22 protein-coding genes are annotated in these 26,231 nt (G+C 60.2%); 8 read left to right on the top strand and 14 right to left on the bottom strand.

What is annotated here, in order from left to right; all coding sequences use genetic code 11:
- Positions 1-28: 28 nt before the first annotated feature.
- From CDA63_RS09910 to CDA63_RS09865, 10 genes are all read right to left on the bottom strand, one after another.
- Entirely contained in the window at positions 29-358 is a 330-nt protein-coding gene (locus tag CDA63_RS09910; RefSeq protein WP_088464295.1) for a type II toxin-antitoxin system RelE/ParE family toxin, read from the bottom strand.
- Between the two features lie 2 nt (positions 359-360).
- Positions 361-636: a hypothetical protein gene (locus CDA63_RS09905; RefSeq protein ID WP_088464294.1), complete on the bottom strand. Its 276-nt coding sequence runs from the start codon at positions 634-636 to the stop codon at positions 361-363.
- A 67-nt stretch (positions 637-703) separates the two neighbouring features.
- On the bottom strand, positions 704-1,663 hold the full coding sequence (locus tag CDA63_RS09900; RefSeq protein WP_088464293.1) for a transketolase family protein: 960 nt from the start codon (positions 1,661-1,663) through the stop codon (positions 704-706).
- A gap of 210 nt (positions 1,664-1,873) precedes the next feature.
- The gene (locus CDA63_RS09895; RefSeq protein WP_242434631.1) at positions 1,874-3,268 is read right to left on the bottom strand and encodes a vWA domain-containing protein; all 1,395 of its coding nucleotides are present in this window, start codon (positions 3,266-3,268) and stop codon (positions 1,874-1,876) included.
- A gap of 156 nt (positions 3,269-3,424) precedes the next feature.
- On the bottom strand, positions 3,425-4,315 hold the full coding sequence (locus tag CDA63_RS09890) for a transketolase (RefSeq protein WP_088464291.1): 891 nt from the start codon (positions 4,313-4,315) through the stop codon (positions 3,425-3,427).
- Positions 4,316-4,480: 165 nt separating this feature from the next.
- A complete protein-coding gene (bcp, locus tag CDA63_RS09885; protein WP_088464290.1) occupies positions 4,481-4,930 on the bottom strand; it encodes a thioredoxin-dependent thiol peroxidase in 450 nt (149 codons plus the stop codon).
- A 140-nt stretch (positions 4,931-5,070) separates the two neighbouring features.
- On the bottom strand, positions 5,071-5,649 hold the full coding sequence (locus CDA63_RS09880; RefSeq protein WP_088464289.1) for a lipocalin family protein: 579 nt from the start codon (positions 5,647-5,649) through the stop codon (positions 5,071-5,073).
- Positions 5,650-5,760: 111 nt separating this feature from the next.
- Complete coding sequence (locus tag CDA63_RS09875; RefSeq protein ID WP_088464288.1) at positions 5,761-6,213, bottom strand: hypothetical protein; 453 nt, start codon at positions 6,211-6,213, stop codon at positions 5,761-5,763.
- Positions 6,214-6,335: 122 nt separating this feature from the next.
- A complete protein-coding gene (locus CDA63_RS09870) occupies positions 6,336-7,829 on the bottom strand; it encodes a M23 family metallopeptidase (protein ID WP_088464287.1) in 1,494 nt (497 codons plus the stop codon).
- Between the two features lie 74 nt (positions 7,830-7,903).
- Positions 7,904-8,518 carry a fumarylacetoacetate hydrolase family protein gene (locus CDA63_RS09865; RefSeq protein ID WP_088464286.1) on the bottom strand — a complete coding sequence of 205 codons (615 nt, stop codon included), beginning with the start codon at positions 8,516-8,518 and terminating at the stop codon, positions 7,904-7,906.
- Positions 8,519-8,828: 310 nt separating this feature from the next.
- On the opposite strand from CDA63_RS09865, the gene CDA63_RS09860 reads away from it, so the two are divergent.
- The 3 genes from CDA63_RS09860 to CDA63_RS21590 are packed head-to-tail and all read left to right on the top strand — an operon-like array spanning position 8,829 to position 10,357.
- Complete coding sequence (locus tag CDA63_RS09860) at positions 8,829-9,626, top strand: M48 family metallopeptidase (protein WP_088464311.1); 798 nt, start codon at positions 8,829-8,831, stop codon at positions 9,624-9,626.
- Positions 9,627-9,650: 24 nt separating this feature from the next.
- The gene (locus CDA63_RS09855) at positions 9,651-10,220 is read left to right on the top strand and encodes a hypothetical protein (protein WP_126546805.1); all 570 of its coding nucleotides are present in this window, start codon (positions 9,651-9,653) and stop codon (positions 10,218-10,220) included.
- Between the two features lie 2 nt (positions 10,221-10,222).
- Complete coding sequence (locus CDA63_RS21590) at positions 10,223-10,357, top strand: hypothetical protein (RefSeq protein ID WP_262490655.1); 135 nt, start codon at positions 10,223-10,225, stop codon at positions 10,355-10,357.
- Between the two features lie 77 nt (positions 10,358-10,434).
- Here CDA63_RS21590 and CDA63_RS09850 read toward each other — a convergent pair whose 3' ends face one another.
- A complete protein-coding gene (locus CDA63_RS09850) occupies positions 10,435-11,820 on the bottom strand; it encodes a UDP-N-acetylmuramate--L-alanine ligase (RefSeq protein ID WP_088464284.1) in 1,386 nt (461 codons plus the stop codon).
- Positions 11,821-12,245: 425 nt separating this feature from the next.
- On the opposite strand from CDA63_RS09850, the gene dnaB reads away from it, so the two are divergent.
- The 5 genes from dnaB to ppk1 all read left to right on the top strand — a co-directional run bounded on the left by dnaB (position 12,246) and on the right by ppk1 (position 20,515).
- Positions 12,246-13,778, top strand: a complete 1,533-nt coding sequence (gene dnaB, locus CDA63_RS09845) for a replicative DNA helicase (protein WP_242434634.1) — start codon at positions 12,246-12,248, stop codon at positions 13,776-13,778.
- A gap of 61 nt (positions 13,779-13,839) precedes the next feature.
- Positions 13,840-14,202, top strand: coding sequence for a winged helix-turn-helix domain-containing protein (locus CDA63_RS09840; RefSeq protein WP_242434630.1), 363 nt, complete (start codon positions 13,840-13,842; stop codon positions 14,200-14,202).
- 99 nt (positions 14,203-14,301) lie between these two features.
- Positions 14,302-15,654 carry a T9SS type A sorting domain-containing protein gene (locus CDA63_RS09835; protein WP_088464282.1) on the top strand — a complete coding sequence of 451 codons (1,353 nt, stop codon included), beginning with the start codon at positions 14,302-14,304 and terminating at the stop codon, positions 15,652-15,654.
- Between the two features lie 161 nt (positions 15,655-15,815).
- A complete protein-coding gene (gyrB, locus tag CDA63_RS09830; RefSeq protein ID WP_088464281.1) occupies positions 15,816-17,804 on the top strand; it encodes a DNA topoisomerase (ATP-hydrolyzing) subunit B in 1,989 nt (662 codons plus the stop codon).
- 392 nt (positions 17,805-18,196) lie between these two features.
- Complete coding sequence (ppk1, locus tag CDA63_RS09825) at positions 18,197-20,515, top strand: polyphosphate kinase 1 (RefSeq protein ID WP_088464280.1); 2,319 nt, start codon at positions 18,197-18,199, stop codon at positions 20,513-20,515.
- Positions 20,516-20,660: 145 nt separating this feature from the next.
- On the opposite strand, the gene CDA63_RS09820 is transcribed toward ppk1, so the two are convergent.
- The 3 genes from CDA63_RS09820 to CDA63_RS09810 all read right to left on the bottom strand — a co-directional run bounded on the left by CDA63_RS09820 (position 20,661) and on the right by CDA63_RS09810 (position 26,209).
- Positions 20,661-21,656 carry a Ppx/GppA phosphatase family protein gene (locus CDA63_RS09820; RefSeq protein WP_088464279.1) on the bottom strand — a complete coding sequence of 332 codons (996 nt, stop codon included), beginning with the start codon at positions 21,654-21,656 and terminating at the stop codon, positions 20,661-20,663.
- 147 nt (positions 21,657-21,803) lie between these two features.
- Positions 21,804-25,586: a BamA/TamA family outer membrane protein gene (locus tag CDA63_RS09815; RefSeq protein WP_088464278.1), complete on the bottom strand. Its 3,783-nt coding sequence runs from the start codon at positions 25,584-25,586 to the stop codon at positions 21,804-21,806.
- A 92-nt stretch (positions 25,587-25,678) separates the two neighbouring features.
- Positions 25,679-26,209, bottom strand: coding sequence for a metal-dependent hydrolase (locus CDA63_RS09810; protein ID WP_088464277.1), 531 nt, complete (start codon positions 26,207-26,209; stop codon positions 25,679-25,681).
- Positions 26,210-26,231: the final 22 nt, after the last annotated feature.

Raw genomic sequence — 26,231 nt, 5'->3', positions numbered from 1 at the left:
GGCATTATGGTGCTTTCGCCCTTACCTGTTACTCGTCCAACAGCCCCAATAGCGCCAGCACCTGCTGGTCGCTCAAGCTGCTTTGTTCCGACTTGTCGTAGATGGCGAGCAGGTAGACGGTTTCGTTGACTACCCGCACGTAGGTGATAACGCGGGCTCCGCCGCGTTTGCCGGTGCCTTTGCTGGCAATAGCCAGCCGGATTTTGTAGCAGCCGTGGCCGATGCCGGTGCCCTTGTACGGGTTGTCGCGCAACTCCTGTACTATGGCGTTCAAATCGTCGGGTAGCGACCTGTATTTCTTGCCGAGCCGCTTAACATCGCGCTTGAAGCTGGTAATAGGTTTTACCTGGAAGCTCATTGCTACTGCGAGTTCCTGCCTTCAGCGGCTGATGGGCCTGGTTCCACCTCCTGTTCCGCCTTCAGTTCGGCGTAGAGTTCTTCCCAACTTTGGCCCACTTCCTCGCCCCGCTTGATCCGGGCTAACTCCTGGCCAGCTTCCCGCAAACTTTCTATCAGCCGCAAATCAGCCGCCGTCGGAGCCTTACTCGGCGACTTCACCTTCACGCGTTTGATACCGCGCACCAGTTCCAGCACGCGGGCCACGTCTTTGTCGGGCACTTCCAGTACGATTTCCATGGGCTTGCTTATTTGGGTTTCTTAAAGATACGCAACGCCCCGGCTGAACCGGAAGTGCCCGACAAAACTACTTGGCTTTACGGGCCATTACCTTCTCCACGGCGGCCACGATGGCCGTTTCGTTGAGGCCGTATTTTTCCATGAGCTGGTCGGGGGTGCCGGACTCACCGAAGGAGTCGTTGACGGCCACCATTTCCAGGGGCAGGGGCTCCTCGCGGGCCAGCAGCTGGGCGATGGAGTCGCCGAGGCCGCCGTTCATCTGGTGCTCCTCGGCCGTTACCACGCAACGCGTCTTACGGGCCGATTCCAGAATCATCCGGGCATCGAGGGGCTTAATGGTGTGGATGTTGATGATTTCGGCGTTGATGCCTTTCTCGGCCAGCAGCTTGCCGGCCAGGATGGCCTTCCACACCAAATGGCCGGTGGCGAAGATGCTCACGTCGGCACCTTCGTTGAGCAGGACGCCTTTGCCAATTTCAAACTGCTGGTCGGCGGGGGTGAAGTTGGGTACCACGGGGCGGCCGAAGCGTAGGTACACGGGGCCCTCGTAGTCGGCTATGGCCAGGGTGGCGGCTTTGGTTTGGTTGTAGTCGCAGGGGTTGATGACGGTCATGTGGGGCAGCATCTTCATCAGCCCGATGTCTTCGAGAATCTGGTGGGTGGCGCCGTCTTCGCCCAGGGTGAGGCCGGCGTGGGAGGCGCAGATTTTCACGTTTTTGCCCGAGTAGGCAATGCTCTGGCGAATCTGGTCGTAGACGCGGCCGGTGCTGAAGTTGGCGAACGTGCCGGTGAAGGGAATCTTGCCACCAATGGTGAGGCCGGCCGCCAAGCCCATCATGTTGGCTTCGGCAATGCCCACCTGAAAGAACCGCTCGGGGAAGTCCTTCACGAAGGCATCCATTTTAAGCGAGCCGATAAGGTCGGCGCAGAGGGCCACCACGTTGGGGTTGGTTTTGCCCAGCTCGTGCAGGCCGGCACCAAAGCCGCTGCGGGTATCCTTCGATTCGGTGTAGGGAAAGTCTTTCATTTTATGGGATGTTGGGGACTTAAGGTCTGGGGGACTGAGATTTTTCTTATCTATCTAAAGGAGTAGAGAACGGGTCATGCTGAGCGGAGCCGAAGCATCTCTACCGCAGTGGTAATCCTGATGTCTGGGTTAGCATTGCAACGAAGCGGTAAAGATGCTTCGGCTCCGCTCAGCATGACGTTCTTTTTACTGCTGTTTCGCATCTCCACCTCATCTTCCGAACAAGCTAACCGAGCTGGTCTGGCCGGGTCGGATAGTGAAGGTGCGCACATCGGTGAAGCGGCTGCCGGTAGCGGTGGCCGTGCGGAACACGAGGCGGTAGGCCCCCGGCTGCAGGGGCAGGTTGATTTTGCTGCTGCCGCCGTCGGGCAGGTTGTACACCCAGGTCTGGGAATCGTCTTGGTTGAGGCGGTAGATGCTGCCGTAGCCCTTGTAGTCCGACACGATGTTGAGGATGCCGGGCGCTTCGTAGGTCACGGCCGTTTCCTGGCCCTGCTTTATGCTGATGCGCCGCACCTGCCGGGGCAGGGTCAGCAGCTCCACTTCGTAGTCGCCGGCCAGTAGCTTTTGCCGCGCCCCGAAGGGCAGGGCCACCACCGTTTCGGGGTTGCCCCGGGCCCGCACCACGGCCTGCACCCGCCCGTAGGGGTTGGGCGAGAGGTTGGGGTTTTGGAGTAGCAGCATGCCCTGGGGCGTTTTGTACGTAAGCACGTTGGCCCGGCCCGGTTTAATGGCCAGATTGGCCGCTACCACCGGCGGTACGGTGTTAATCACCAGGTCGTAGCTCTGGAGGGCGTCGATGTCGAGGGCATCGGGCTGGCCCTTGGCGTCGCGGTAGTGGATGTAGTTGTACTCTGGCTGGTCGGTGACGTTGTTGAGGAAGGTCAGGTTAACGTCCGATTCCAGGGGGCGGCCCCGCTCGTCGGTCAGGTTCACGGCCACGGTGGTTTTGGCCAGCGTCTGGGCTACCACATCGTTGAGGATGGTGCGGAAGGTGCTGACGTCGGCTGCGTTGTAGTAGGTGCCCAGGCACTCCAGCTGCTTACCAAACTCCCGCTCGGCCCCAATCCCAATCACGAAGGGCTTGAGAAACACCCGCTTCCGCTGCAGGGCCAGCGAGGTAGCGCACGGGTCGCCCTTGCACGATTCGAGGCCGTCGGTTATCAGGATCAGTACGTTACGGGCCGATTTATCGGCCGGGAAATCCTGGGCCGATTGCAGCAGCGAGTAGGTGATGGGAGTGTTGCCGCGGGGCTGAATGGTTTTGAGCCTGGCCTTGATGGCTCCCGCATTTTTGGGCGCGAAAGGCACTTCCAGCCGCGAGTCCTCGCAGTTGTTCTCCTTGTTGTCGTGCTGGTGGCCGTAGGCGCGCAACGCCAGTTCCAGGTGCGGATAGGTATTGAGCGAATCCACCATTTTCGAGAGCAGTCGTTTAGCCACGTCCCAGCGCTGCTCGCCTTCCCAAGGCGCCCGCATCGAGCCCGAAGCATCGAGCAGAAACAGGATGCGCGTGGTGCGGGCGGTGGTGGGCGACGTCTGAGCACGGCTGTTCCCGGGCAGCAGCACTGCCAGCAACAACCCCAGAAACGTCAGCCACTGCCGCATGTTTGGATGGTGAAATAATGGGAAAAAGAACGTCATGCTGAGCGCAGTCGAAGCATCTCTACCGCTTCGTTGCGGTGCTATTGGTTAGCATTGCGGTAGAGATGCTTCGACTCCGCCTCCGGCTTCGCTCAGCATGACGTTCTCTTACCAGTGTGATTAATAATCCGAGGCTTTTTCTACTTCCAGCTGCAACAGGGCAGTGGCCAGTTGCTCGTCGTTCGGAGCTACGCCGTGCCATTTGTGGGAGCCCATCATGAAGTCGACACCGAAGCCCATCTGGGTATCCATGAGCACCATTACGGGCACGCCCTGGCCGAGCAGGCTCTGGGCTTCCTCGATGGTGGCGAGCAGGGTTTCGAACTGGTTGCCGTCGGTTTCGAGCACGCGCCAGCCGAAGGCTTCGAACTTGGCGCGCAGGTCGCCGAGGCCACCGATTTTTTCGGTGGGGCCGTCAATCTGCTGGCCGTTGCGGTCCACGAAGGCAATCAGGTTATCCACTTTGTGGTGGGGGGCGTAGAGGGCCGCTTCCCAGATCTGGCCTTCCTCCAGCTCGCCGTCGCCCATGAGCACGAACACCGTGCGGTCGTCGCCATTAAGCTTTTTGGCCTGGGCCGCGCCGGTAGCCACGCTCAGGCCCTGGCCCAGCGAGCCGGAGGCAACCCGGATGCCGGGCAGGTGCTCGTGGGTGGCGGGGTGGCCCTGCAGGCGCGAATTCAGCTTGCGGAACGTAGCCAGCTCGCTCACCGGGAAGTAGCCCGAGCGGGCCAGCACCGAGTAGAACACCGGCGAAATATGGCCGTTCGAGAGGAAGAATAAATCCTGGCCAATACCGTCCATATCGAAGGGCTCGGGCGTGTGCTTCATCACCTTAAAATAGAGCGACACGAGCAGCTCGGTGCAGCCCAGCGAGCCGCCGGGGTGGCCCGAGTTTACGGCGTGCACCATGCGCACAATGTCGCGGCGCACCTGGGCGGCAATCTGCTGCAATTCGGCTACCGATTTGGTGGCTTCGGGGGCGTGGGTTTCGGAGGCAGTCGGCTGGGCCATGCGGTAGGTTAGAAGTTTAGTAAGATGACAAAGGTAGGAACCCTTGAGGGAGCTGGGAGCTACTGGCTGTTAGCTCATAGCTTTCGCCAGGCAAGAGCTTAGCGGGTACAAGCAGCAGCCAATAGCTAAAAAAAAACCCGCCGGAAGGCGGGGCTTCTGAAGCACTTACAGCAGCTGAGCCGCGTGATTCTTGGTATCGACTTTGGTGATGACCTTCTCGATCTTCCCCGTTTCGTCAATCAGGAAGGTGTAGCGCATGGTGCCCATATACTTGCGGCCGTACATGGATTTCTCCTGCCATACGCCATAGTTCTGCACCAGTTGCTTCTCCTCATCTACGAGCAGGGGGAAGGGTAGTTCGTGTTGGGCAATGAACTTCTGGTGCGATTTGGCCGAATCGATGCTCACGCCCAAAACCTGGATGCCGGCCCCCAGCAACTGCTGGTAGTGGTCGCGCAGGTCGCAGGCCTGGGCCGTGCAGCCGCTGGTGCTGTCCTTGGGGTAAAAGTAGAGGGCCACTTTACGGCCCTGGTAATCGGAAAGGCGGTGAAGGGTGCCGTTCTGGTCGGGCGCTTCGAAGGCCGGAGCCTGCTCGCCTGCTTGAGGTACTGCCATGCCGCGAAGATAAGGTGAAACAATGAATGAGTGACTCGGTGAATGAGTGCGCCGGGCTGCCATGCGGAGGGGTGCTAGGTAACTAAGGACCATGATAATCCTTCAATTTCCTCGCTCCCCTCAACACAACCGATAGGACATTAAGGCTTGCTGGCCATCGGCTGGGGCGTGAAAATCAGGTTCTCCACCGGGAAGCCCCGCTCCCGGCCTTTGGCGATAAGCTGGTTACGCAGGGTCAGTTCCAAGTGCGGAGTACGGCTCAGAATCCAGAGGTTTTCGCGTTTGGGCTCGCCCACCAAGGCATAGTGGTAATCGGCTTCGTCGAGGGCCAGAATCCAGTAGTCGCCCTCGAAAGGCCAGAAGAACTGCACCTTGAGCTTGGCATTGCTGGCGTCGGTGGTGCGGGCGGTGGCCGTAGCCGTGGTGGCCGGGCCACCGATGCTGCCCTGGTGGCAGGTGTTGCGCACGCATACTTTGCCATCGGGCCGCACCTTGTATTCGGCCGTTACGTGCTGGCAGCCCTTCTCGAAGCGGGTGGGCAGCCGGGCCACTTCGTACCAAAGGCCGGCGTAGCGTGCTAGGTCGACGTGGGCCACGGTGGGTAGGGTGGGGTGGGTTTTGCGGCGCGAGTAGGCGTAAGCGGCCACGCCGGTAGTTACCACGGCCGCGGCGGCGGCCAGCAGCACTGGCTGGCGGCGTTTGAGCAAGTTATTGGGCATTTTCAAAGAAAGACTTGGTGGAGCTCAGGTGTACGCGGGCCGGCGGGCGCGGTTCCGGCGGGCCACTGGCCGCAGGCTGCATCGGCAATACTTCTAGCACTTCGCAGTTGCTTACAGCACCACCTGAATCACCTTCTCGTTGCCGGCCTGGTCGGTGAGGCGCAGGGTGGCGGGGCCGCGTAGGGGCGGACCCAGCCGGTCGGTGCGCTCGGTGAACAGGGTAGCATTTTTGTGCTCGTAGCGCAGCAAATGAAACTGTCCGTTCACTTCCAGCTCGTAGCTGGCCAACCCCGAGAGGTCGTCGCCGACTTTGAATACCACGCCGCCTGCCCCCTTGCTCAGCAACCGGCCCGAGGGCGGAGTGGTATCGGTGAGCAAGCGGAACTGGCCGAAGGTTTTAATATTGGCCGTGATGGTGGTGCTATCGGGGCTCCACCGGCCCCCCACGTAGCCTTTGCCACCGTTGGCCGTGACGCTGTAAATAGCGGTGCGGCGCACATCGGCGGGACGGGTTTCGGGGCGCAGCGTGAGGGCCAGCGACTCGTAGAGCGGGGTACGAGGCAAATGCACCGTCCAGAGGCCCTGCTTGTAGCTGGTTTGCAGGTACAGCGTGTCGAAGAGCGTCTTCGACCCGAAGCCCAGGTTCAGGTTGGCGGTGGCAAAGCCGAACTCCCGGCCCGCCGGAATCAGGGCCTCGCGGCTGAAGCGCTGGCTGAGGCTGCCGAAACGGATGGAATCGGGCCGGCGGCGCGCAGGTCGTAGAGGTACACGTTGCGGCTCTGGTCGGTGTAGCTGGGGCGCAGGCTGAGGCGGCGGCTGCCGCGTACTAGCGTCACGTTGCCGCCCACGGCCGCCGTATCGGGGTCCTGGGCCGTTATTACCAGCAGGTTCCGGCTCACATCGTAGCTCAAAGCGGGTTTCTTCACGGCCGCCGAGCGGGTCTTGAAGTAGGCTGGCTCCTCACCCTTCAGCACGAAGCGCAGCGGCGTCGTGTTGCCGTAGGAGTCGCTCAGGCGCACTTCCACGGCGTACGTTTTGCCGGCTTCCACCCGCAGGCGACCTTTATCGGGGCCGGTGGTGTACATGCTCAGGTCGTTGCCGTCATCCACGAATAGCTTTTCGAGCTGCCGGCCCTGCATGGCCCGCCACTCGTAATCGACGTGGCGGTTGATCTGGCGCGAGCCCTCGGGGAAGGGTACGTCGTCAATTACGTGCTCGTAGAGCGGCTGACCGTTCACTAGCACCTGGCCCCGCTGAATGCCGTTCTTGTTCCAGACCTTATCGAACCGGTCGAAGCCCTGCACCAGCAAGCCCACCGTACCGTAGGCGGCAATGGTATCGGCCCAGGCGTAGCTGCCGTCGGCGAGCGGGGCTTTGGGCACGAACACGCGCTTGCCAAACCGACCTTCTACCCGCGCTTCAATTCCCAGCGGCTCCACCGCGAAGGCCTGCACGACGGGGGCCACATGGTCCTGAATTTCGGCGAAGCCTCCCCACTGCAACGGATTGAGCTGGTGGCCCTCGGCGGTGCGTACCTCCCAGTGCACGTGCGGGCCCACCGAGCCGCCGGTATTGCCCGACAGCGCCACCACCTCGCCCCGTTTCACCGGAAACTGGCCGGGCTCAAAAAATAGCTCCAGCTCGTAGCTGCGCTTCTGATACTGGCGGCTGAGCAGCGTGTCGGCCACGGCTCCTTTAAAGTGGTTGAGGTGGCCGTACACCGTCGTCAGGCCATTTGGGTGGGTGATGTAGAGTACATTGCCATAGCCGAAGCTGCTTTGCTTGAGCCGCGAAACGTAGCCGTCGGCCGAGGCATAGACCGGCAAATCCACCCGGCCGTCGGTCTTGATATCGAGGCCGCCGTGGAAGTGGTTGGGCCGCAGCTCGCCCATGCTGCCCGCCAGAAAGTTCTCCTGGCCGGGTTTGATGGGGAACAGGAAGTAGCCTTTCGGCACGGCGGGCACGACGGCTTTAGCGGCCGCCGTGGGCGGCGTTTCCCCGGGGGTGGCCACAGGCGTCTGCTCCACATTAGGACCGGTTTGCTGGCTCTGGCAGGCCGAAGGCTGCCAGCCAAGCAGCAGCAGTAGGGGCAGCGCCACGCCGAAGAGGCGTTTTTTTTGGGCTGCTGGCTGCTGGGTTTGACGCGTTGGCAGCTTGGGTTGAGCTGTTAGCTTTTTCACGAATAGAACTTACCTGACGACGGAAATACGGCTGCACAACGAAAGCCGGCAGCCAACTACTATAAACTGACAGCTTATTTAACGGCCAGGTCCAGCATTTTCTCCTCCCCGATAAAGCCCGTAAGCTGGTCGCCGATGTGCACCGGGCCCACGCCGCTGGGGGTGCCCGTAAAAATAAGGTCGCCCATTTTCAGGGTGATGAAGCGCGAGATGTAGCTGATGATTTTGTTGAAATCGTGCAGCATCAGGCCCGAGTTACCGCGCTGGCGCACTTCCCCGTTCACGGCCAGCGAGAAGTCGATGTTGCCCAAATCGGCGAAATCGGCCACTGGCTTGAACTCCTGGGAAATCGGGGCCGAACCGTCGAAGCCCTTGGCCAGTTCCCAGGGCAACCCCTGGCCCTTTAACTGGCTCTGCAGGTCGCGGGCTGTGAAGTCGATGCCCAGCCCGATGGCGTCGAAGTAGGAGGGAGCGAATTTCTCCTCGATGTTCTTGCCGTTTTTGCACACCCGCAGCACCAGTTCTATTTCGTGGTGGATGTCCTGCGAAAAATCGGGCATGAAGAACGGCTGGTTGCGCTGGAGCAGGGCCGTATCGGGCTTGGCGAATATGACGGGCGCCGAGGGTGTTTCGTTTTGGAGTTCGGCAATATGTTCCGCGTAGTTGCGGCCAATACACAGGATTTTCATAGTAAGAGACTGGTTTGGTGGAGTCTGGCAGGTGGCGGGGTGGGGTTGCCGGTTTAAGACACCAAGCGTTCAGCATAACAGCCCCTCCACCCAGTTCCTTCGCCCCGTCACCTGCCAGACCCCTCAAAAGTAGCGGTAATTCGTGGGCCGGGAGTACGAAAATGATGGACTTTCTGGTTGCTACCAGTCCAAAGCAAACATTTTGGCCCGTAGCTGACGTATAGCACCCTACCGCGGCAGGCCCATGTCTGGGCTAGCTTATTGCGCCGCCGCATTGGTTTTCTACTTATTCTTTCCTTTTTTTTACGCCATGCTCAAGAATTTCGCTCTGGCCAGCTGCCTGTTCATGGCCGCCGCCTGCTCCACGGTTCCCATCACCGGCCGCCGCCAGCTCAGCCTGGTTTCCGAGCCGGAAATGATTCAGATGGCTGCCCAAGAATACCAGAAAGTGCTGGCCACAAGCCAAGTCGTAAACAGTGGGGCGCAGGCGGCCATGGTGAAGCGCGTGGGCCAGCGCATCGAGCAAGCGGTGCAGCAGTATTTCGCCCAGCAAGGCCAGTCGGCCCAGCTGGAAGGCTACCAGTGGGAGTTCAATCTGATTCAGGACGATAAGCAGCAGAACGCCTGGGCTATGCCCGGCGGCAAAACAGCCGTTTACACCGGTATCCTGCCCATCACCCAGGACGAAAACGGCCTGGCCGTAGTAATGGCCCACGAAATTGCTCATGCCGTGGCCCGCCACGGTTCCGAGCGTATGAGCCAGCAGATGGCCACCCAGGGCTTGGGCGGCGTAGTATCGGCCGCCGTGGGCCAGAACCCCTCGGCCACCCAAAACGTGTTTATGCAGGCCGTGGGGGCTGGTGCTTCGTTGGGCCTGCTCAAATACGGTCGCAACCAAGAGTCGGAAGCCGACCACTTGGGGCTGATTTTTATGGCTATGGCTGGCTATAACCCCGACGGAGCCGTGCAGTTCTGGCAGCGCATGGATTCGCGCGAAAACCAGGCGGCACCGCCCGAGTTCCTTTCCACGCACCCCTCTAACGGTACGCGCATCGCCGACATCCAAAAGGAGTTGCCCGAGGCCCGTAAGTACTACAAGCCCCGCTAAGGGGCAGGTTCATTAACCCGAGAAATGATTCGTTTTCCGCGATTTTTACTGATTCCGCTAATGGGCGGGGCACTGGCATTGGGTGGGCTGAGCGCCTGCGAAACCACCAAGCGTGGCTTCCCCGAAATGAGCTCGCCCAACAACGACCCCGAGGGCCTGAGCCGGCGGCAACTGGAAGCAACCAGCAAGCAAGTGGCCGTCGTAGTCGATGAAAAGGTGCGTTACCTCGTGCCCAAAGATGAGTTGGCTGCTGCTTTTACCCGCCAGTTCGCCGATGGCACGTCCATCAACAAAACCATCATCCGCAAAGTCCAGGAAACGCCCAAAGACAAGGCCATCTACTATCTGGTAGGCCTTGGCCTGCGCGACGGAATGTTTCGGTCGATGGCCTTGCCGCTCAAGTCCTCCACCGACAAAAGTTTGTACTTGAGTTCCAACGCGCCGCGTTACATCATCACCAGTGTGGGCTGTACGTTTTGCTTCTTCAACTTTGAGCGCAACGAAATCGTGGGTTCTTCGTGCGAGGAAAATTCGGGTGGCAGCCGCTGCGACCTAACGGTGGAAGAAAACAACAGTTTTTTTGCCCGCCGTTAACTATGCTCAGCCGCAAATGGATTCTGCGCCTCTCGCTCACGGCCTTAGCCCTGCTCGTCACGACCGACAAGCGGCGAACTCAGCCCAAGCCCCCGGTGCCCCCGGAGCCGGCCACGCCGCCGGATGAGGTGCTCTAGCCATTCAGATACTAAAAAGCCCGCCAATTGGCGGGCCTTTTTAGTGGAGGTTTTCTGCAAATGCTTGCAGCGTACCCCTATTGCACTACTGTCTCGGCCAGCGCTACCAAATCCAGCCCGTCGAACGTGCCCGACGACATCATCAGTAGGTTGGCTTGCTGCCAGTCCTGCCCATGCAGGAAGGCGGCCAGCTCTCGGCTATCGGTGAACACGCGCAGGTCGGGGCGCTGGAAAGCGGCCTGCACGGCCTCGGGGGGCAAAGCGGGCAGGCGTTTGTGGGCCAGCACCGCCGGGTTAAAGTAGACTACCGCCACGTCGGGTGCGTCGAAGGTATGGGCGTACTGGGGTAGGAAGTTGGGGTTGAGCGAGCTGAAGGTGTGCAACTCCAGGCAGGCCACCAGCCGCCGCTGCGGAAATTGCTTTTTGAAGGCCGTGGCCGTGGCTTTGAGCTTGCTTGGGGCGTGGGCGAAGTCCTTGTACACCACAGAATCGGCGCCCTCGCGCACCAGCTCCAGCCGCCGGGCCGCCCCTTTAAAGCTGGCCAGCGCCTCGTAAAATTCCTTGCCTTTGATGCCGAGTTGCTTGCACACTTCCTTGGCGGCCGAAATATTGCGCAGGTTGTGCTCGCCAAATACTTTCACTGGCACTTCCTCATCCTTCTTGTTGAGCAAAAAGGTCTGGCCATCGCGCACCACATGCTCGTGGGGGCCGTATCCGATGTATTTCACGTCGGGCGAACTGGGCACGGTAACCAACTGGGTCTGCTCGTCGTCGCGGTCGTAAATGAGCACCCCGGCCTTGGGCGTCATATCAGCGAAAATCCGGAACTGCTCGCGGTAGATTTCCTCGGTTGGAAACACGTTAATGTGGTCCCAGCTAATGCCCGAAATAACGCCGATGTGGTGATGGTAAAGATGAAACTTCGGCCGCCGGTCAATCGGCGAAGCCAAGTATTCGTCGCCTTCAATGATGATGATGGGCGCGTCGTCGCTGAGCTGCACCATCAGGTCGAATCCTTCGAGCTGGGCGCCCACAGCGTAATCGAACTGGCGGCCCTGGTGGCGCAAGACGTGCAAAATCAGGGACGTGATGCTGGTTTTACCGTGCGAGCCCCCGATTACAATGCGCTGCTTGTCGCGCGAGGCCTCATAAATAAACTCCGGGAACGAGTACACCCGCAGGCCCAGTTCTTGGGCCCGGAGCAGTTCGGGGTTGTCGGGGCGGGCGTGCATGCCCACGATAACGGCGTCGAGGTCGGCCGTAATTTTCTCCGGGAACCACCCTTCGGCCGCAGGCAGCAGGCCAGCGGCGGCCAGCCGGCTTCTGGCGGGCTCGAATACCTCGTCGTCGGAGCCCGTGACCTGGGCCCCGCGCTGGTGCAAAGCCAGCGCCAGGTTGTGCATAATGCTGCCCCCGGTAGCAATCAGGTGCAGGCGGTGGAGGGAGGAGGGTGTCGCGGCCATTTGGAACAGAAAAGTAAGGGTGGCAAAGGTAGTAATTTGGGGTGGTGAGGCGTAAAATCCGGCGGTTGCAGGCCAACGTTATGCCGCGCGGCGCACGCAACTTGGTGGCTGGCGCTGGACTGCGGTGGTTTGCTGCCAACGCCCGGGATGCTGGCGGCGCCCGGAATGCTATTCTATCATGTTGTCGTTAAAAACCTTTACTACTGTCCCAGGATTATAAGGCCCAGCCGTTAGCTTTGCACCCCTTTGGCCCAATGCCAGGCCAACGACCGGAACGAAGTCGGAATATATTTCGACGGAAAACCAACCCAACCTGCTTACCTTGTAGTGTACCTCTATTGATGAATGACCAGATGGATGACCGCCTGAAGCAAGCTGGCTCGCGCGCCAAAGCCGCCTGGAATGGCCGTCCGGCCCACCTGCCCATGGGCGGCCCGGCTGGCAAGCTGCCGCCCCAGGCCCTGGAGCTGGAGGCCGCCGTACTGGGCGCGCTCATGCTCGAAAAGGATGCTCTAACCACTGTTATTGACATCCTCAAGCCCCAGAGCTTCTACAAAGACGGCCACCAGCGCATTTTCAAGGCCATCCTCAACCTGTTCGATAAGTCGGAACCGATTGACATTCTCACCGTTACGCACGAGCTGCGCGAGATGGGCGAGCTGGAGGCGGCCGGTGGCACGCACTACGTAGCCCAACTCACGTTCAAGGTCAACTCGGCGGCCAACATCGAGTACCACTCCCGCATCATCACCGAAAACGCCATCAAGCGGGAGCTCATCAACATCGCGAGCACCATCCAGCGCGATGCTTTCGAGGATACCACCGACGTGTTCAACCTACTCGACAGCACCGAGCAGGCGTTGTTCGAGGTGTCGGAGTCGAACATTCGTAAGAACTTCGACGATATGCGTAGCCTGATGGGCAAGGCCATCAAGGAACTCGAAGAAAAGAAGGACCAGAAGGACGGCCTGACCGGCGTGCCCAGTGGCTTCTCAGCCTTGGATAGAGTCACGAGCGGCTGGCAAAACTCTGACCTAGTGATAATTGCGGCTCGGCCAGGAATGGGAAAAACTGCCTTCGTGGTGTCGGCGATGCGTAACGCGGCGGTCGAGTTCAAGAAGCCGGTGGCCATCTTCTCGCTGGAGATGTCGTCGTTGCAGCTCGTGAATCGTCTGATTTCGGCCGAGGCGGAGCTGGACTCGGAGAAAATCAAGAAAGGCAACCTCGCCGACCACGAATGGGCCCAGCTCAACCACAAAATTTCCAACCTCTCCTCAGCCCCGATTTACATCGACGATACGCCCGGCCTCAGCATCCGGGAGCTACGCACCAAGTGCCGCCGCCTGAAAGCCCACCACGATATTTCGATGATCATTATCGACTATCTGCAGCTGATGACCGGCAACACCGACGGCAAGGGCGGGGGCAACCGAGAACAGGAAATTGCCTCCATCTCGCGGGCGCTCAAGGGTATTGCCAAGGAGTTGAACGTGCCGGTGCTGGCTCTGTCGCAGCTTTCGCGCTCGGTAGAAACCCGCGGCGGCGACAAGAAGCCCCAGCTCAGTGACCTGCGTGAATCGGGCTCGATTGAGCAGGACGCCGACATGGTAATCTTTCTTTACCGCCCTGAGTACTATAAGATTACGGAGGACGAAATGGGTAACCCTACCCAGGGTACCGGCGAGGTGATTATTGCCAAGCACCGGAACGGCTCCCTAGAAACCGTGCAACTCAAGTTCATCGGTAAGTTCACCAAGTTCGCCGACCTCGATGGGGAGGGCAGTTTCGGCGACGCGGGCTTCAACCCCAGCGCTTTTCCCACCAGCACCTTCGACGACGACTCCACTGGCTTCGCGCCCAACACCATCCGTTTGGGCTCGCGCATCAACAACGACTCGCCTCCACCGGCCCAGCCCTTCCCCCGCAGCAACTTCGACGACGGCCCGCCGCCATTCTAAATGGCCCTTACTTCTCGCGCCGGCAGTGGTATAATTTGCCGGTTTTTAACATCTTGCGAGTATGAGAAACCTGCTACGCGACGACCTGAAGTTCCAGCTATCCGGCCGAATCTGGATGGAAACCGCCGACGAGGAGCGTTTTATCGGCATTGGTCGGCTGGAGTTGCTGACACAGATTCAGAACCTGGGTTCCATCACGAAGGCGGCCAAGGAAATGGGCATGTCGTATAAGCGGGCCTGGGATTTGGTTACCTCGCTCAACGCCTTGGCCGGCCGGCCGCTGGTACTTACCCAGGCCGGAGGCAAGCGCGGCGGCGGGGCCGAGGTAACGGCCGAAGGCAAGCAACTGATTCAGCGGTTTTTCACGCTCCAAGCCCGCTTCGAGGAGTTTTTACGGGCCGAAACTACGCGCCTGGATCTATAGGTCGATGGCTAGTAACTGCTGCCGGGGCAACGCCGCCACGGGATTCAAGGGCTAGCTTTTGGCGTTTTTCTTTCCCTCTCCCCCCCCTTGGTGATTTCTATGAAAATTCCGCTACTTCTTGCCGTTGCTGGCTTATTGCTGGCCTCGCCGGTGCAGGCCCAGTGGGCCGTGCAGCCGTTTACCTTCAACCCGCCCGACAACGTGCCGCTGTACGTGGATGCCGTGGACGCCAATGCGGCCTGGGCCTTGTCCAGCGGCCTATTCAGCCAAAACGGCAACTCGGCCACTGAGGTAGCACGCACCTTCGACGGGGGCAAAAACTGGACGGTGCTCCCCATCCCGGGCATCGACCCGCAAACTGAAACCATCCAGAGCCTGTCGGCCGTGAGTGCCACTACGGCCTGGGTCGTGACGCTGCACGCCACCGACCCTTGCCGGGTGCTTAAAACCACGAATGCCGGTGCTACTTGGACGGTGCAAAGCACGGCCGACATGTTCAACCAGCAGGCCAGCTACCCCAATACCATCCACTTCTTCAATGCCAACGACGGCGTGGTGATAGGCGACCCCGACGGCCGCGCCGGGGGCGGCATGGAGATTTACTACACCGCCAACGGCGGCACCACCTGGACCCGCCCGGTCGACGTTCCCATCGGCACCATCGACGAGCTAGGCACGTTTTCGCCACCCGCCGCGAGTGGTAACTCCATCTGGTTTCCTAATGATGAGGGCGATATTTTCCACTCGACCAATAAGGGCGCAACCTGGACCGTGACCCGCGGGGTGGCCACTGACCTGATTGAGAACATTGCTTTCCGCGATGAGCAGAATGGCTTGGCCACGATTAGCGACATTGACGGCACTCAGCACCGGCTCTACCAGACCACCAACGGCGGCACTACCTGGGCTCCGCTGGCCTACACTGGGCCGCTGCGGGGCTGGGGCCTCACCAGCGTGCCGGGCAACCGCAACTACCTATCTGTGGGCCTCGACTTCGGCAACGGCGACGCCGGCTCCAGCTACAGCCAAGACAACGGCCAGACCTGGATCAGCCTCGAAAACAACCTCAACCACCTGTTCGTGGATGCCGCCAGCCCGACCGCCGTCTGGAGCGGCGCCATCGATGGCCAGACGTTTCTTGGCCTGGGCGCTTATAAGCTCACCAGCCCGGTGCTGGGCAGCCGCAGCCCCACGCTGGTGCTGGGAGCCAGCCTAAGCCCTAACCCCAGCAGCACGGGCCAGTTTCGGGTGCAGTGGCCCGCCGTCGCCCATACCGGCCCGGCCACGCTCACGGTGTTCGATGCGCTGGGCCGGCAGGTGCTGCGCCAGTCGCTGAACGCTTCGCAGGCTACCGGAGCCACGCTCGATTTGAGCGGCCGGCGCGCGGGTATTTACCAGGTGAAGGTTGAATCGGGGAGCGGCGTGAGCCAGCTGCGGGCGCAGGTGTTGTAAACTCGGCCTTAGCAACCCACTCAAGCCCGGTTTTCCTACGCGAAAGCCGGGCTTTTTGCTGCCTGATCTGTCTGGGTCGAATCGGCCCCGGCGCTGGCAAAAACCGGATTTTTTCGGTATCTTTGCTCACTTACGCACTACGCGCTGAACCCTACCGCAACATGAGCGAAATCACTGAAAAAGTAGCCCCCGCCGAGTATTCCGCCAACAGCATTCAGGTACTCGAAGGGCTGGAAGCCGTGCGCAAACGCCCGTCGATGTACATCGGCGACACCGGCATTAAGGGCCTTCACCATCTGGTGTGGGAAGTGGTCGATAACTCCATCGACGAAGCCTTGGCCGGCCACTGCGACACCATCCACGTCACCATCAACGAAAACAATTCCGTTACCGTCCGCGACAACGGCCGCGGTATCCCCGTCGATTTCCACGAGAAAGAAGGCCGCTCGGCCCTCGAAGTGGTGATGACGGTGCTGCACGCCGGCGGCAAGTTCGATAAGGACTCCTATAAAGTATCGGGCGGCCTGCACGGGGTGGGCGTGAGCTGCGTGAACGCGCTCAGCCAGGACCTGAAGGTAACCGTGCGCCGCAACGGCAAGATGTACGAGCAGGACTACAAGATTGGGGTACCCCAGTACCCGGTGAAGGAAATCGGGACCACCGACGAGCACGGCACCGAAGTGGTGTTCCTGCCCGACGACAGCATCTTCACGGAGCACGTGTACAAGTACGCCACCATCGCCTCGCGCCTGCGGGAGCTGTCGTACCTCAACAGCGGCATCCGCATTACGCTCACCGACCGCCGCGAGCCCGGCGAGAACGGGGCCGAGTTCATGGGCGAGGAGTTCTACTCGACGGGCGGCCTGGCCGAGTTCGTGCAGTACCTCGACGGCACCGAGCGCCACGCCCTCATGCCCGCGCCCATCCACGTCATCAGCGAGAAAGGCAGCACGCCGGTTGAGGTGGCCCTGCAGTACAACAACTCCTACCAGGAGAACATCTTCTCCTACGTCAACAACATCAACACCCACGAGGGTGGCACCCACGTGGCCGGCTTCCGCTCGGCCCTCACCCGCACGCTCAAGGCCTACGCCGATAAGTCGGGCAAGCTGGAAAAGGCGAAAGTGGAGATTTCGGGCGAGGACTTCCGCGAGGGTCTCACGGCCGTTATTTCGGTGAAGGTGCAGGAGCCTCAGTTCGAGGGCCAGACCAAAACCAAGCTCGGCAACAACGAGGTAAACGGCGCCGTGAACACCGTGGTGGGCGAAATCCTGAGCCAGTACCTGGAGGAAAACCCTAAAGAAGCGGGCATTATCGTGGAGAAAGTGATTCTGGCCGCCAAGGCCCGGATTGCCGCCAAGAAGGCCCGCGAAATGGTGCAGCGCAAGTCCGTGCTCGGTTCTACCTCGCTGCCCGGCAAGCTCGCCGACTGCTCCGAATCGGACCCCGAAATCTGCGAGATTTACCTCGTGGAAGGGGACTCGGCCGGTGGCACCGCCAAACAGGGCCGCAACCGCGCCTTCCAGGCCATTCTGCCGCTACGGGGTAAAATTCTGAACGTAGAGAAGGCCCAGGAGCACCGCATCCTCGAAAACGAGGAAATCCGGAACATGATTACGGCTCTGGGCGTGAGCTTCGGGGTGTCGGCCGATCCGGAAAATGGGATTGAGGCCGATGCCAAGGCGCTCAACATCAAAAAACTGCGCTACCACAAGGTCATCATCATGACCGACGCCGACATCGACGGCTCCCACATCCGAACGCTAATTCTAACCTTCTTCTTCCGCTACATGCGCGAGCTGGTCGACCGAGGCTATATCTACATCGCCCTGCCACCCCTCTACCTCGTGAAGAAGGGCAAAGAGGAGCGTTACTGCTGGAATGAGGAGGAGCGCATTGCTGCCCAGGAAGAGCTGGGCCGGGGCAAGCCCGAAAGCGTGAACGTACAGCGCTACAAGGGTCTCGGCGAGATGAACGCCGAGCAGCTCTGGAGCACCACCATGCAGCCCTCCACCCGTTCGCTCAAGCAGGTGACCGTAGAATCGGCCGCTGAGGCCGACCACTTGTTCTCTATGCTCATGGGCGACGAGGTGGCTCCCCGCCGCGAGTTCATTGAGAAGAATGCCAAGTACGCCAAGCTGGACGTGTAAGTAGCCTGCTTCGCAACCGCTGTCCTAGGCAAAGTTCAAGCAAAAAGCGCCACTCCATTACGGATTGGCGCTTTTTGCTTTAGTTTAAGTTGTATGGTTTGCATCAAATGGTTGGTTTCGGCCGCGTCCTGCCGCTATCTTCTGTAGAACTGCCCACAGCTACTAAGGCAACTAAATCACCTTCGTTGTGGTCGAAGGTGCGTTATGAGTGGGTGATCGGCCGGGGCGAGGCCAGTTGGTGCCGCTGCAATTTGACAAGCAGTATCCGCTAGCACAGCCTCAAACCATCGGGCCCGCCTGTTATAATAGCGGCAACAGCCCATCATTTCTGCCTTCCAAAACACTAAACAGCGCCTTTTTCCTGTATTTTGCCGTTTTAAGTTACATCCTCTATGAAAATCTTCAAATCCGCTGACCTGATCCGTAAAAGCAAGTACATCAGCCGCGACCTGAGTTGGTTGCGCTTCAATTACCGGGTGCTCGACCAGGCCCGCGACGCCAGCCGCTCGCTGTTCGACCGGCTCAAGTTCATGGCCATTACCAGTAGTAACCTCGACGAATTTTTCATGATTCGGGTGGGTTCGCTTTATAACTATATCGATTACGGGAAGGAGCGGGTTGATTATTCGGGGCTGCGTGAAATGCCTTTTCGGCGCAAGTTGCTTGATTTCGCTCATCGGTTCATCAACGACCAGTCGATGACATATTTGAACGATTTGAAGCCGCAGTTCGAGAAAAACGGCTTCCAGGTGCTGGGCTTGGATGAGCTAACCGAAGTGGAGCTGAAGAAGGCTGATGGCTACTTCAAAAACACCGTATTTCCGCTGCTCACGCCCATGGTGTACGACTCGTACCATGGCTTCCCGATGATGATGAACCAGATGCTCATCTTTGGGGTGGTCACGCGTACGGGCTCGGGCGACATCGAGATGGAGAAGGGGCAGGAACGGCTTACGTTCGTGCAGATTCCGCAGAACCTGTCGCGCTTTTTCGAGCTGACGCGCCGCGACAAGGTGCTGTTCGTGCCCATCGAGGAAATCGTGCGGGCCAACCTGCCCAAGCTGTTCCGCAACGTAGAGATTCTGTCGGCCGACCTGTTCCGGATTACCCGCAACGGCGACTTCACGCTGGAAGAGTCCGACGACATCGATGCCAACTTCATCAAGGAAATTCAAGTGGGCCTCAAAACCCGCAAAAAAGGCCGGGTAGTGCGCCTGGAGGTAGAGCCAAACGCCTCCAATTTTCTCATGCAGGTGTTGCGCGAGCGGTGGAATATCGATAACGGTAACGTATTCGTTATCAACTCATTGCTAGATATGAAAGGGCTGTTTCAGATTCTGAAGCATCCTAATTTCCGGGGCAAGGGCTTCAAGCAGCCGGCCTCGGTATCGCCCTTGAGCTTGCCCGACACGGTGGAGGAGAACCTGTTCGACTACCTCAAGCACCAGGACGTGCTGCTGCACCACCCCTATAACAGCATCGATCCGGTGGTGCGGCTGCTCGAACAGGCCGCCGAGGACCCGCACGTGCTGGGCATCAAGCAAACTATTTACCGCCTCGCCGACGACTCGCGGGTAACGGCTGCGTTGCTAAAGGCCGCCGAAAACGGCAAGCACGTGTCGGTACTCTTTGAGGTGAAAGCGCGCTTCGATGAGGAGCGCAATATTCGGGAGGGGGCGCGGCTCGAAAAAGCCGGCTGCTTCGTGATTTATGGGGTCAGCAAGTTCAAGACCCACACCAAGATGCTCATGATTATTCGCCGCGAAGGCGAGAAAGTGACGCGCTATGTGCACTTGGGCACCGGCAACTACAACGAGCAGACCTCGCGCGTGTACACCGATGTGAGCCTGCTCACGACCGACGAAGTGTATGGCCACGACGTGTCGGAATTCTTCAACGTCATCACCGGCCACAGCCAGCCCGACGAGTATGAGTACCTGATTACGGCCCCCAAGGACATGCGCCAGCAGTTGGTGTGCCTGATTCGGGAGGAAGTGAAGAACGCCAAGAAAGGCCTGCCCAGCGGCATTGTGATGAAGATGAACTCGCTGGAAGACAAGGAAATGATTGACGAGTTCTACAAAGCCAGCAAGGCCGGCGTGCCCATCCGGTTTATCGTGCGTGGCATCTGCTGCCTGCGACCGGGCCGGGCTGGGCTGAGCGACAATATAGAGGTGCGCAGCATCGTGGGCGACTACCTGGAGCATGCCCGGATGTTCTATTTCCATCAGGCGGGCAAGCCGAAATTGTACGCCGGCTCGGCCGATATGATGGTGCGCTCCTTCGAGCGGCGGTTGGAGGCACTGTTTCTCATCGCCAACCCCCAACTTAAGCGCGAGGCCATCAACATCCTCTACTACAACCTCCAGGACAACCAGAACACCTACGTAATGCGCGAAGACGGGGCCTATGTGCGCCGTACGCCCGTCGAGGGCGAGGCCGTTTCCGACCTGCACAAGGAGTTCTACAGCCGTAGCCTCGTGGTGATGCCCCAGGAAGCCCTCTACGACGACTGGCTATCGGTGGCCAACATCCGCGCTTCCTCCCAAGATGCCAACGCCAAGCCCAAGGAGGAGGTAGTCGTCATCACGCCCGAAATGTTGCCTCCCGTGCTCGGCGAGGTCGAATTCGAGGCCGAGCACCACCAAAAAGAAGTTCCGATGAGTGCGGGCAGCGGCTACGATGCCCAGGAAGAGGCGGATTTGGCATAAGGTACGTGAGGATATAAAAGAGAACGTCATTCAGAGTGAAGCGAAGAATCTCGCGTGCAATAGTAACCTTGGTAGCAGGATTGCCATTGCACGCGAGATTCTTCGCTTCACTCTGAATGACGTTCTCTTTCTCCCCTTCAAACCCTTACTCCACTTCCCGCTGGCGGCTTTGTACGGTAGTGGTGGGGCCACCGGGGCGGTGGTCGTTGGTGGCGCGGAACTCCTCGAAATGCTCCTCAAACAGGGTTTGGAGCATGCCGTCTTTGAGGCCGATATCGGGCACGATCATCTGTTGGATGCCTGCCCACTCCATTGCCGATACGTAAATGTGGCCGGCGGGCACGATAACGTCGGCGCGGTCGGGGTTGAGCATGGCCACGTTGACGCGTTCGTCCATGCTCATGCTGGTGATGCGGTCGAGCAAAGCGGCGATGCGCTTGCGGGTAACAGGTTTGTCGAGGGCTACCGACTGGGCCATGCTATAGAGCTTGTTGATGTTGCCGCCCGTGCCGATGGCCCGCGACACGTGGTAGCGACGGGCATTTTCGGTGACCCAGTCCTCCATGCGCTGCCAGGTGGCGCGCATGGCTTCGGTGCTCAAGCCCGCCTCTTCCTGCTGCATGCGCCGGATGCTGCCCACCTCAAACGACTGCGAGGCCACTTTGCGGCGGTTATGGTAGATATTGAATTCGGTGCTGCCCCCGCCCACATCGATGTGTAGGTAGTGCTTCTTGTCTTCGAGCAGGTGCTCGATTACCCGGTTGATATAAAGTGCCTCATCCTGACCATCGATGATGCGGACGCTCATGCCCAGCTCCTGCATGATGCGCTCGGCTACGGCGGGCCCGTTTTCGGCTGTGCGCATGGCCGAGGTGGCGCACACCAGGTAGTGGTTGGCCGCTACATCGTGCACCTCCATGAGCAGGCGCAACGCGTGCATGAACTTGAGAAACTTCGCCTCTTTCTTGGCTGAAATCCGACCGGTGGCAAACACATCCTCGCCCAGCCGCAACGGATAGCGCACGTACTCCACTCGCTTGAGCCGGTACCGGTTGTCGTGGTGCAGGACTGCCGAAATCTGGCAGCGCACGGCGTTGGATCCAATATCGATAGCAGCTAGTTTGAGTAAGGGAAAATCCATGCAGGGCGTAGACAGGGGGGAAGTTGCGCAAATATAGGCTTTCGGGGTCGGTAGCGCGACTAACGGACGTGGCCAATAAGGAAGGCCATGCCGCGCATGCCGCAAACGGAGCAGCTTGCGCGGCATACCTTCTTTCAGCTAGTACGCCTACTGGTCGATTCGGAAACCAAGGCCGAATTGCAGGAGGTTGTTTTCCACCGACTTCTGGTAAGAAACCGAGAAAGCCAGCTGTTCGGATACGGGGGCGATGTAGAAGCCCGCACCGTAACCCTGGTGCCAGCCCCCGGGCGAATTACCCTCGAAGTACACCCGGCCCCGGTCGTAAAAGCCGAACACGCCGTAGGAAAAGGGTACGAAGGAGGTTTGCACGCGGCCCAAGGCCAGGCGCAGTTCAGTATTGAAGTACAGGCTGGCGTCGCCGCTGAAACGGTTGCGGTAGAAGCCGCGCAACCCCTCGCGCAGGCCCAGGTTAGCAAACTTGTAGAACGGAATGTCGTCGTCGTTGCCATAGTTCTTGGCCCCACCGCCTTTCAGCACCAGCGTCACCGGAATCAGCAGGCGGGCCGTACCGTAGTACGTCGCCGAGCCCTGGGTGAGACCGAAGTTGCCTTTGTTGCCGCTAAGTTGATGGTAGGAGTCGTGCTGGGCCAGCAGGCGTATTCCGCGCCGGGCGAAGCTTTTTCGGTCCCGCAAATCGAGGTCGAGCAGGGCATTCAGGCCTACCAAGCGTTGGAAGTCGGTATTGATGCGTGGATCGGGAGTAGGGTTATCGGGACGGGAAGGATAAGTACCCAGGAAGCTGTCGGCCGTAAAATCGTTGTTATAGTACTCGTAGGTCGGGCCCACGCGCAGGATGCTGCGCTGGAAGAACGTGCGCTCCAGGAATGCGTTGAGCTGGATGCCCTTGTAGCGGGCGCGGTAGAACCGGTTATCGTACAAACCCTGATCGAGGTTAGCGTTGTTGCCCAGGCCGAAGAAGTTATAGAACGGGAAGTAGCTGCCGTAGCTGAACGAGGCGCCCGCATCGACTTTGCCGATGGCATAGCGGTGGCGGGTACTGGCCGTGAACTGGCGCTGGCCGCCGGTGCTGCCTTCGAGCAGGAAATCGTAGCGGTTTTTGTAGCCCGGCTTGCGAAAGCCCTGGCGCAGAAACGACGCCCCCACGCTGGCCGTGAACCCGTCGTTGCGGTTGTAACCCAGCCCGATGGTGGGCCGATAGGAGTTGAATTCGAACTGCTCCCGGTCATAGGCATTCACGTCCGGCCGGTCAGAAGCACGGTTGTCGGCTTCGGCGCCCAGCTGGAGGTCGGTGCCGGGCACATCGTACACCTTCGTGAGCGTACGCAGGCCCCGCACCCCTGAGTCGTCGGTAATCCGGTCCTTATCAGCTCCACCGATAACGCGCACCAGAATGCTCTTGTTGGCGTTGCCGGTCACCGTAAACACGTCCTTGCCATCGAGGCCGTAGAGGCTGATTTCATCAGTTTCGTCGGGCCGGAAAGTGCGGTCGAAGATGGCTGATCCGGCGGGGCCGTCGCCCTCCTTGGTCTTGTCGAACATCTGCACCCGCACCGTGCCGTCGGTTTTGCGGTTCACCTGGAATACCTCGGCTTTGTTGGAGCCCACCACATCTACGCGCTTGGCCAGCAGCAGGTAGTAGCGGTCGAGGGCTTTAGGCAGCTCCTGAATCCGGGCCTTAAGCTTGCGGTTCAGGTCGTCGGCCGATAGCGCTTTCAGCTCGGGCGGCAGCGTGGCGGTGGCCTCATCTATGGCGGCCGGGGTAAGCTGCCCCTGCAAGTACCGGGCAATATCCTGCCACTGCTCCCGGTTCAGGCTTTGCAACAGAAACCGGTCGAGGTGGCGGGCAGGCCAGTTCAGGCTTTTCATATCGCCAAACTCCGCCTGGAAATCCTCGATACTCGGCAATGCCCATTCGCGGTTGGCCGCATAAGTAAGCGCGCCATTCCAGAGCGTAAAGGCCTGGTCCCGGTCGCGCGGAATGGGTTTGTACAGGGTCTTCTTGCCGTCTTCGTAGGCGGCCCACTTCCAGTTGTCCTCGTGCTTGCCGAAGTCGGCTACCAGCATATCGAAGGCCCGGGCGCGGCCCAGGGCCACGGCATCGATGCGGTTATCGTTGTCTTTGTAAAGCTGGCGGAAAAAGCTGAACGAGCGACGAATGTTATCGGCCCCCGCGAACCCTTGTAAATTGGATTTGGGGTCCTGGGGACGGTCTTCGAGCGTACCCAGCAGGCCGGCGTAATCCTCCCGGTAGGGGCCGAGCTGCTGGTTATCGGGTAGCACGAACAGCCGGGGCCGGGCGTGGATGATGTCGGTCTTGTCGAGCAGCGAACTGATAACTAATGCCGAGTAGGGGTGGGCCGTGGGCGTGATGTCGCGCAGCACATCGGCGGCGAAGGAGTTGCGTAGCTCGGGCGGCAGAATCTTGGTCACATCCTTATCAACCGATCGGAAGACGTACTCCGACGAGTCGGCGCCAATGAGCTTGAGCGAAGTCGTCTGGCGCCCGCCGCCCCGCCCAAAGGGTCGCAGTCCGCCTGATTCGGTAGCGAGGTTAAGCGTGGGCACCTGTACGGGCTGAGTCCAGGAGGTACGATAAGCCGGCCCAAGCCAGAACCGCGACGAGCGGGAGCCACCGTACTGGGCTCCGGCCGGCAGCGTTTGCACCGCTACGAAGGGCACGTCGGGCTTCACCTCGGCCACGCCCCGGGGCGCCGACGGGCACTCGGGGATAAAGCTGTTGACCGGCACATTGGGCAGGCGCGGCTCCTGGCAGGCACTCTGGAACAACGTGCTCGAGTGGGCTTCCTGCACCGGGCTGGGCGCCATCACGCCATCGTAGGCTTTGCGCGCCGAGGTAGTGCTGGACTTGCTATTACTATCATCGAATGTGAAAAACGTGGTTTTCACGGTACCATCGGCGTAGTAGTCCATCTCCGAAAAACCCTGTTTTGACGCATTGAACTGAGAAAGCCGGTTGTCGGCTACGTAGCGGGACTCGGCGAACGAGCCGGCTACGAGGTGGTAGCTGCCCTGCTGGGGCGTTAGCTGGAGGCTGTAGTCGTGGGCGGCGGCATACACCGCGCCGGGGTGGTCGCGCAGGGTATTAAGCATTTCGCGCTGGAACTGCTGGTAGCGCGGGTTGGCTAGGTCGCGGGGGGTGCCCACGTTCTGGCGGTAGGCTGCATCGAGCGCCCCCACCACTGGTGGCCAGAGGTAGCGCCCCGCCGGCAGGTGCCCACCGTATTCGCCATTGCTGACGACGGGCTGGTGGCCCACCAGCAGCACGTTGCGGCCCTTGGTGTCGTCGAGCACGTCCTGGAGCTGCTCCCGGAATTCCTCCTGGGTCAGGGTCGAGCAGTCGGTGTCAGGGGCCTCGGGCTTGTCGTAGGGGTGGGTGAACCAGGGCGAGTTGAGCGCCACCAGCCGCACGAGCGGGGCCACATCGACCACGTAGGGGCCGGGGCAGCCTTTTTCGGGGATGAAGGTGTGCTTCCCGTTATGCTCCTCAATGTATTTTTCGAGCCGCCGCACCCGCTTGAGGCCATCGGGGCCGGAGTTGGCCCAATCCTGGTCGCCGGGTATAAAGTAGATCTTGCCATTGGGCAGCCCCTGCACCAGGGCCAACAGGGCATCGATGCGCTCGGTCTGGCCGGCCCGGCTGGAATCCTGCTTGCCCCCCAGTCCTTCATGGCTCACCACATCGCCCAAATGCACCACGGTAAACGGACCGGTTTGCTGCTCCAGGGTGCGGCGTAGGGCATTCAGGTGGCTGGCGGGCAGGTCGGGGCCGGCGGTGTTGCCCAGCAGGAAAACCTTGTGGGCCGGCCGGGCAGCAGATTGGGCGGAAGCCGCCAGGGAAGCCGTCAGGCCCAACCCCGTCAGCAGCGTGCGGGCGTATCGAAATACCATAGAGAGGGAAGTGTAGAACCTTCTTCTACGGAGAAGCCCACGTTCTGATTTACTTCCGTTTTAATTTTTCTGCGCCCCCAAATTTAAGGTGCCTAAAAGGCCCGGCGCCACGCTGCCTGCGCCAGCAGTAGCAGCCCGCACGGCAGCAGCACCCATTGGGCCTCGCTCCGCAGAACCCGGGCCGCCCACTCGCCCACGAAGTTCTTCACGCCAATGGGCGAAACGGCAATCGGCCGGAACTCAAAAAAGTAGCGTTCCGTATCAAACGGGCTGAAAAAGGCCACGCCCAGCCCGCCCGTTGTCAGGGCATCGAGCACCCCGTGGGAGGCCGTGGCCAGCAGCAGTAAACCCCAGAGCCGCCCCGGCGCAGGAGCCCCCCGCCGCCTCCCAACCAGCAGCACCAGTGCCGTTGCTACTACCACGGCCGCCAGCACCGAATGCGACAGGCCCCGGTGGCCCCAGAGGCTGCCATAGGCCACGCGGAACTTGAAACCAATCACGTCGGCATCGGGCAGAAAAGCGCAGGCTGCGGCCAGCAGCCAGTAGGGCCAGTAGCGCCGTTCGGGGAGCAGCAGTACGCCCAGTGTCGCGCCCACGGCGCAGTGTCCGATTATGGATGCCATAATGGTAAATAGTGTCGGGCGG

This window comes from Hymenobacter amundsenii, from assembly GCF_002204745.1.
Taxonomy (GTDB): Bacteria; Bacteroidota; Bacteroidia; order Cytophagales; family Hymenobacteraceae; genus Hymenobacter; species Hymenobacter amundsenii.
Note: the sequence above shows the minus strand (reverse complement) of the source record. Positions and strands in the feature narration are given on the sequence as shown.

Excerpts from the sequence above, each read along its gene's own strand:
- CDA63_RS09895 (WP_242434631.1), bottom strand. The coding sequence starts at position 3,268 with ATGCGGCAGTGGCTGACGTTTCTGGGGTTGTTGCTGGCAGTGCTGCTG.
- bcp (WP_088464290.1), bottom strand. The coding sequence starts at position 4,930 with ATGGCAGTACCTCAAGCAGGCGAGCAGGCTCCGGCCTTCGAAGCGCCC.
- CDA63_RS09835 (WP_088464282.1), top strand. The coding sequence starts at position 14,302 with ATGAAAATTCCGCTACTTCTTGCCGTTGCTGGCTTATTGCTGGCCTCG.
- ppk1 (WP_088464280.1), top strand. The coding sequence starts at position 18,197 with ATGAAAATCTTCAAATCCGCTGACCTGATCCGTAAAAGCAAGTACATC.
- CDA63_RS09855 (WP_126546805.1), top strand. The coding sequence starts at position 9,651 with ATGATTCGTTTTCCGCGATTTTTACTGATTCCGCTAATGGGCGGGGCA.
- dnaB (WP_242434634.1), top strand. The coding sequence starts at position 12,246 with ATGGGCGGCCCGGCTGGCAAGCTGCCGCCCCAGGCCCTGGAGCTGGAG.
- gyrB (WP_088464281.1), top strand. The coding sequence starts at position 15,816 with ATGAGCGAAATCACTGAAAAAGTAGCCCCCGCCGAGTATTCCGCCAAC.
- CDA63_RS09910 (WP_088464295.1), bottom strand. The coding sequence starts at position 358 with ATGAGCTTCCAGGTAAAACCTATTACCAGCTTCAAGCGCGATGTTAAG.
- CDA63_RS09890 (WP_088464291.1), bottom strand. The coding sequence starts at position 4,315 with ATGGCCCAGCCGACTGCCTCCGAAACCCACGCCCCCGAAGCCACCAAA.
- CDA63_RS09840 (WP_242434630.1), top strand. The coding sequence starts at position 13,840 with ATGAGAAACCTGCTACGCGACGACCTGAAGTTCCAGCTATCCGGCCGA.
- CDA63_RS09850 (WP_088464284.1), bottom strand. The coding sequence starts at position 11,820 with ATGGCCGCGACACCCTCCTCCCTCCACCGCCTGCACCTGATTGCTACC.
- CDA63_RS09860 (WP_088464311.1), top strand. The coding sequence starts at position 8,829 with ATGCTCAAGAATTTCGCTCTGGCCAGCTGCCTGTTCATGGCCGCCGCC.
- CDA63_RS09865 (WP_088464286.1), bottom strand. The coding sequence starts at position 8,518 with ATGAAAATCCTGTGTATTGGCCGCAACTACGCGGAACATATTGCCGAA.
- CDA63_RS09815 (WP_088464278.1), bottom strand. The coding sequence starts at position 25,586 with ATGGTATTTCGATACGCCCGCACGCTGCTGACGGGGTTGGGCCTGACG.
- CDA63_RS09900 (WP_088464293.1), bottom strand. The coding sequence starts at position 1,663 with ATGAAAGACTTTCCCTACACCGAATCGAAGGATACCCGCAGCGGCTTT.
- CDA63_RS09905 (WP_088464294.1), bottom strand. The coding sequence starts at position 636 with ATGGAAATCGTACTGGAAGTGCCCGACAAAGACGTGGCCCGCGTGCTG.
- CDA63_RS21590 (WP_262490655.1), top strand. The coding sequence starts at position 10,223 with ATGCTCAGCCGCAAATGGATTCTGCGCCTCTCGCTCACGGCCTTAGCC.
- CDA63_RS09820 (WP_088464279.1), bottom strand. The coding sequence starts at position 21,656 with ATGGATTTTCCCTTACTCAAACTAGCTGCTATCGATATTGGATCCAAC.
- CDA63_RS09810 (WP_088464277.1), bottom strand. The coding sequence starts at position 26,209 with ATGGCATCCATAATCGGACACTGCGCCGTGGGCGCGACACTGGGCGTA.
- CDA63_RS09880 (WP_088464289.1), bottom strand. The coding sequence starts at position 5,649 with ATGCCCAATAACTTGCTCAAACGCCGCCAGCCAGTGCTGCTGGCCGCC.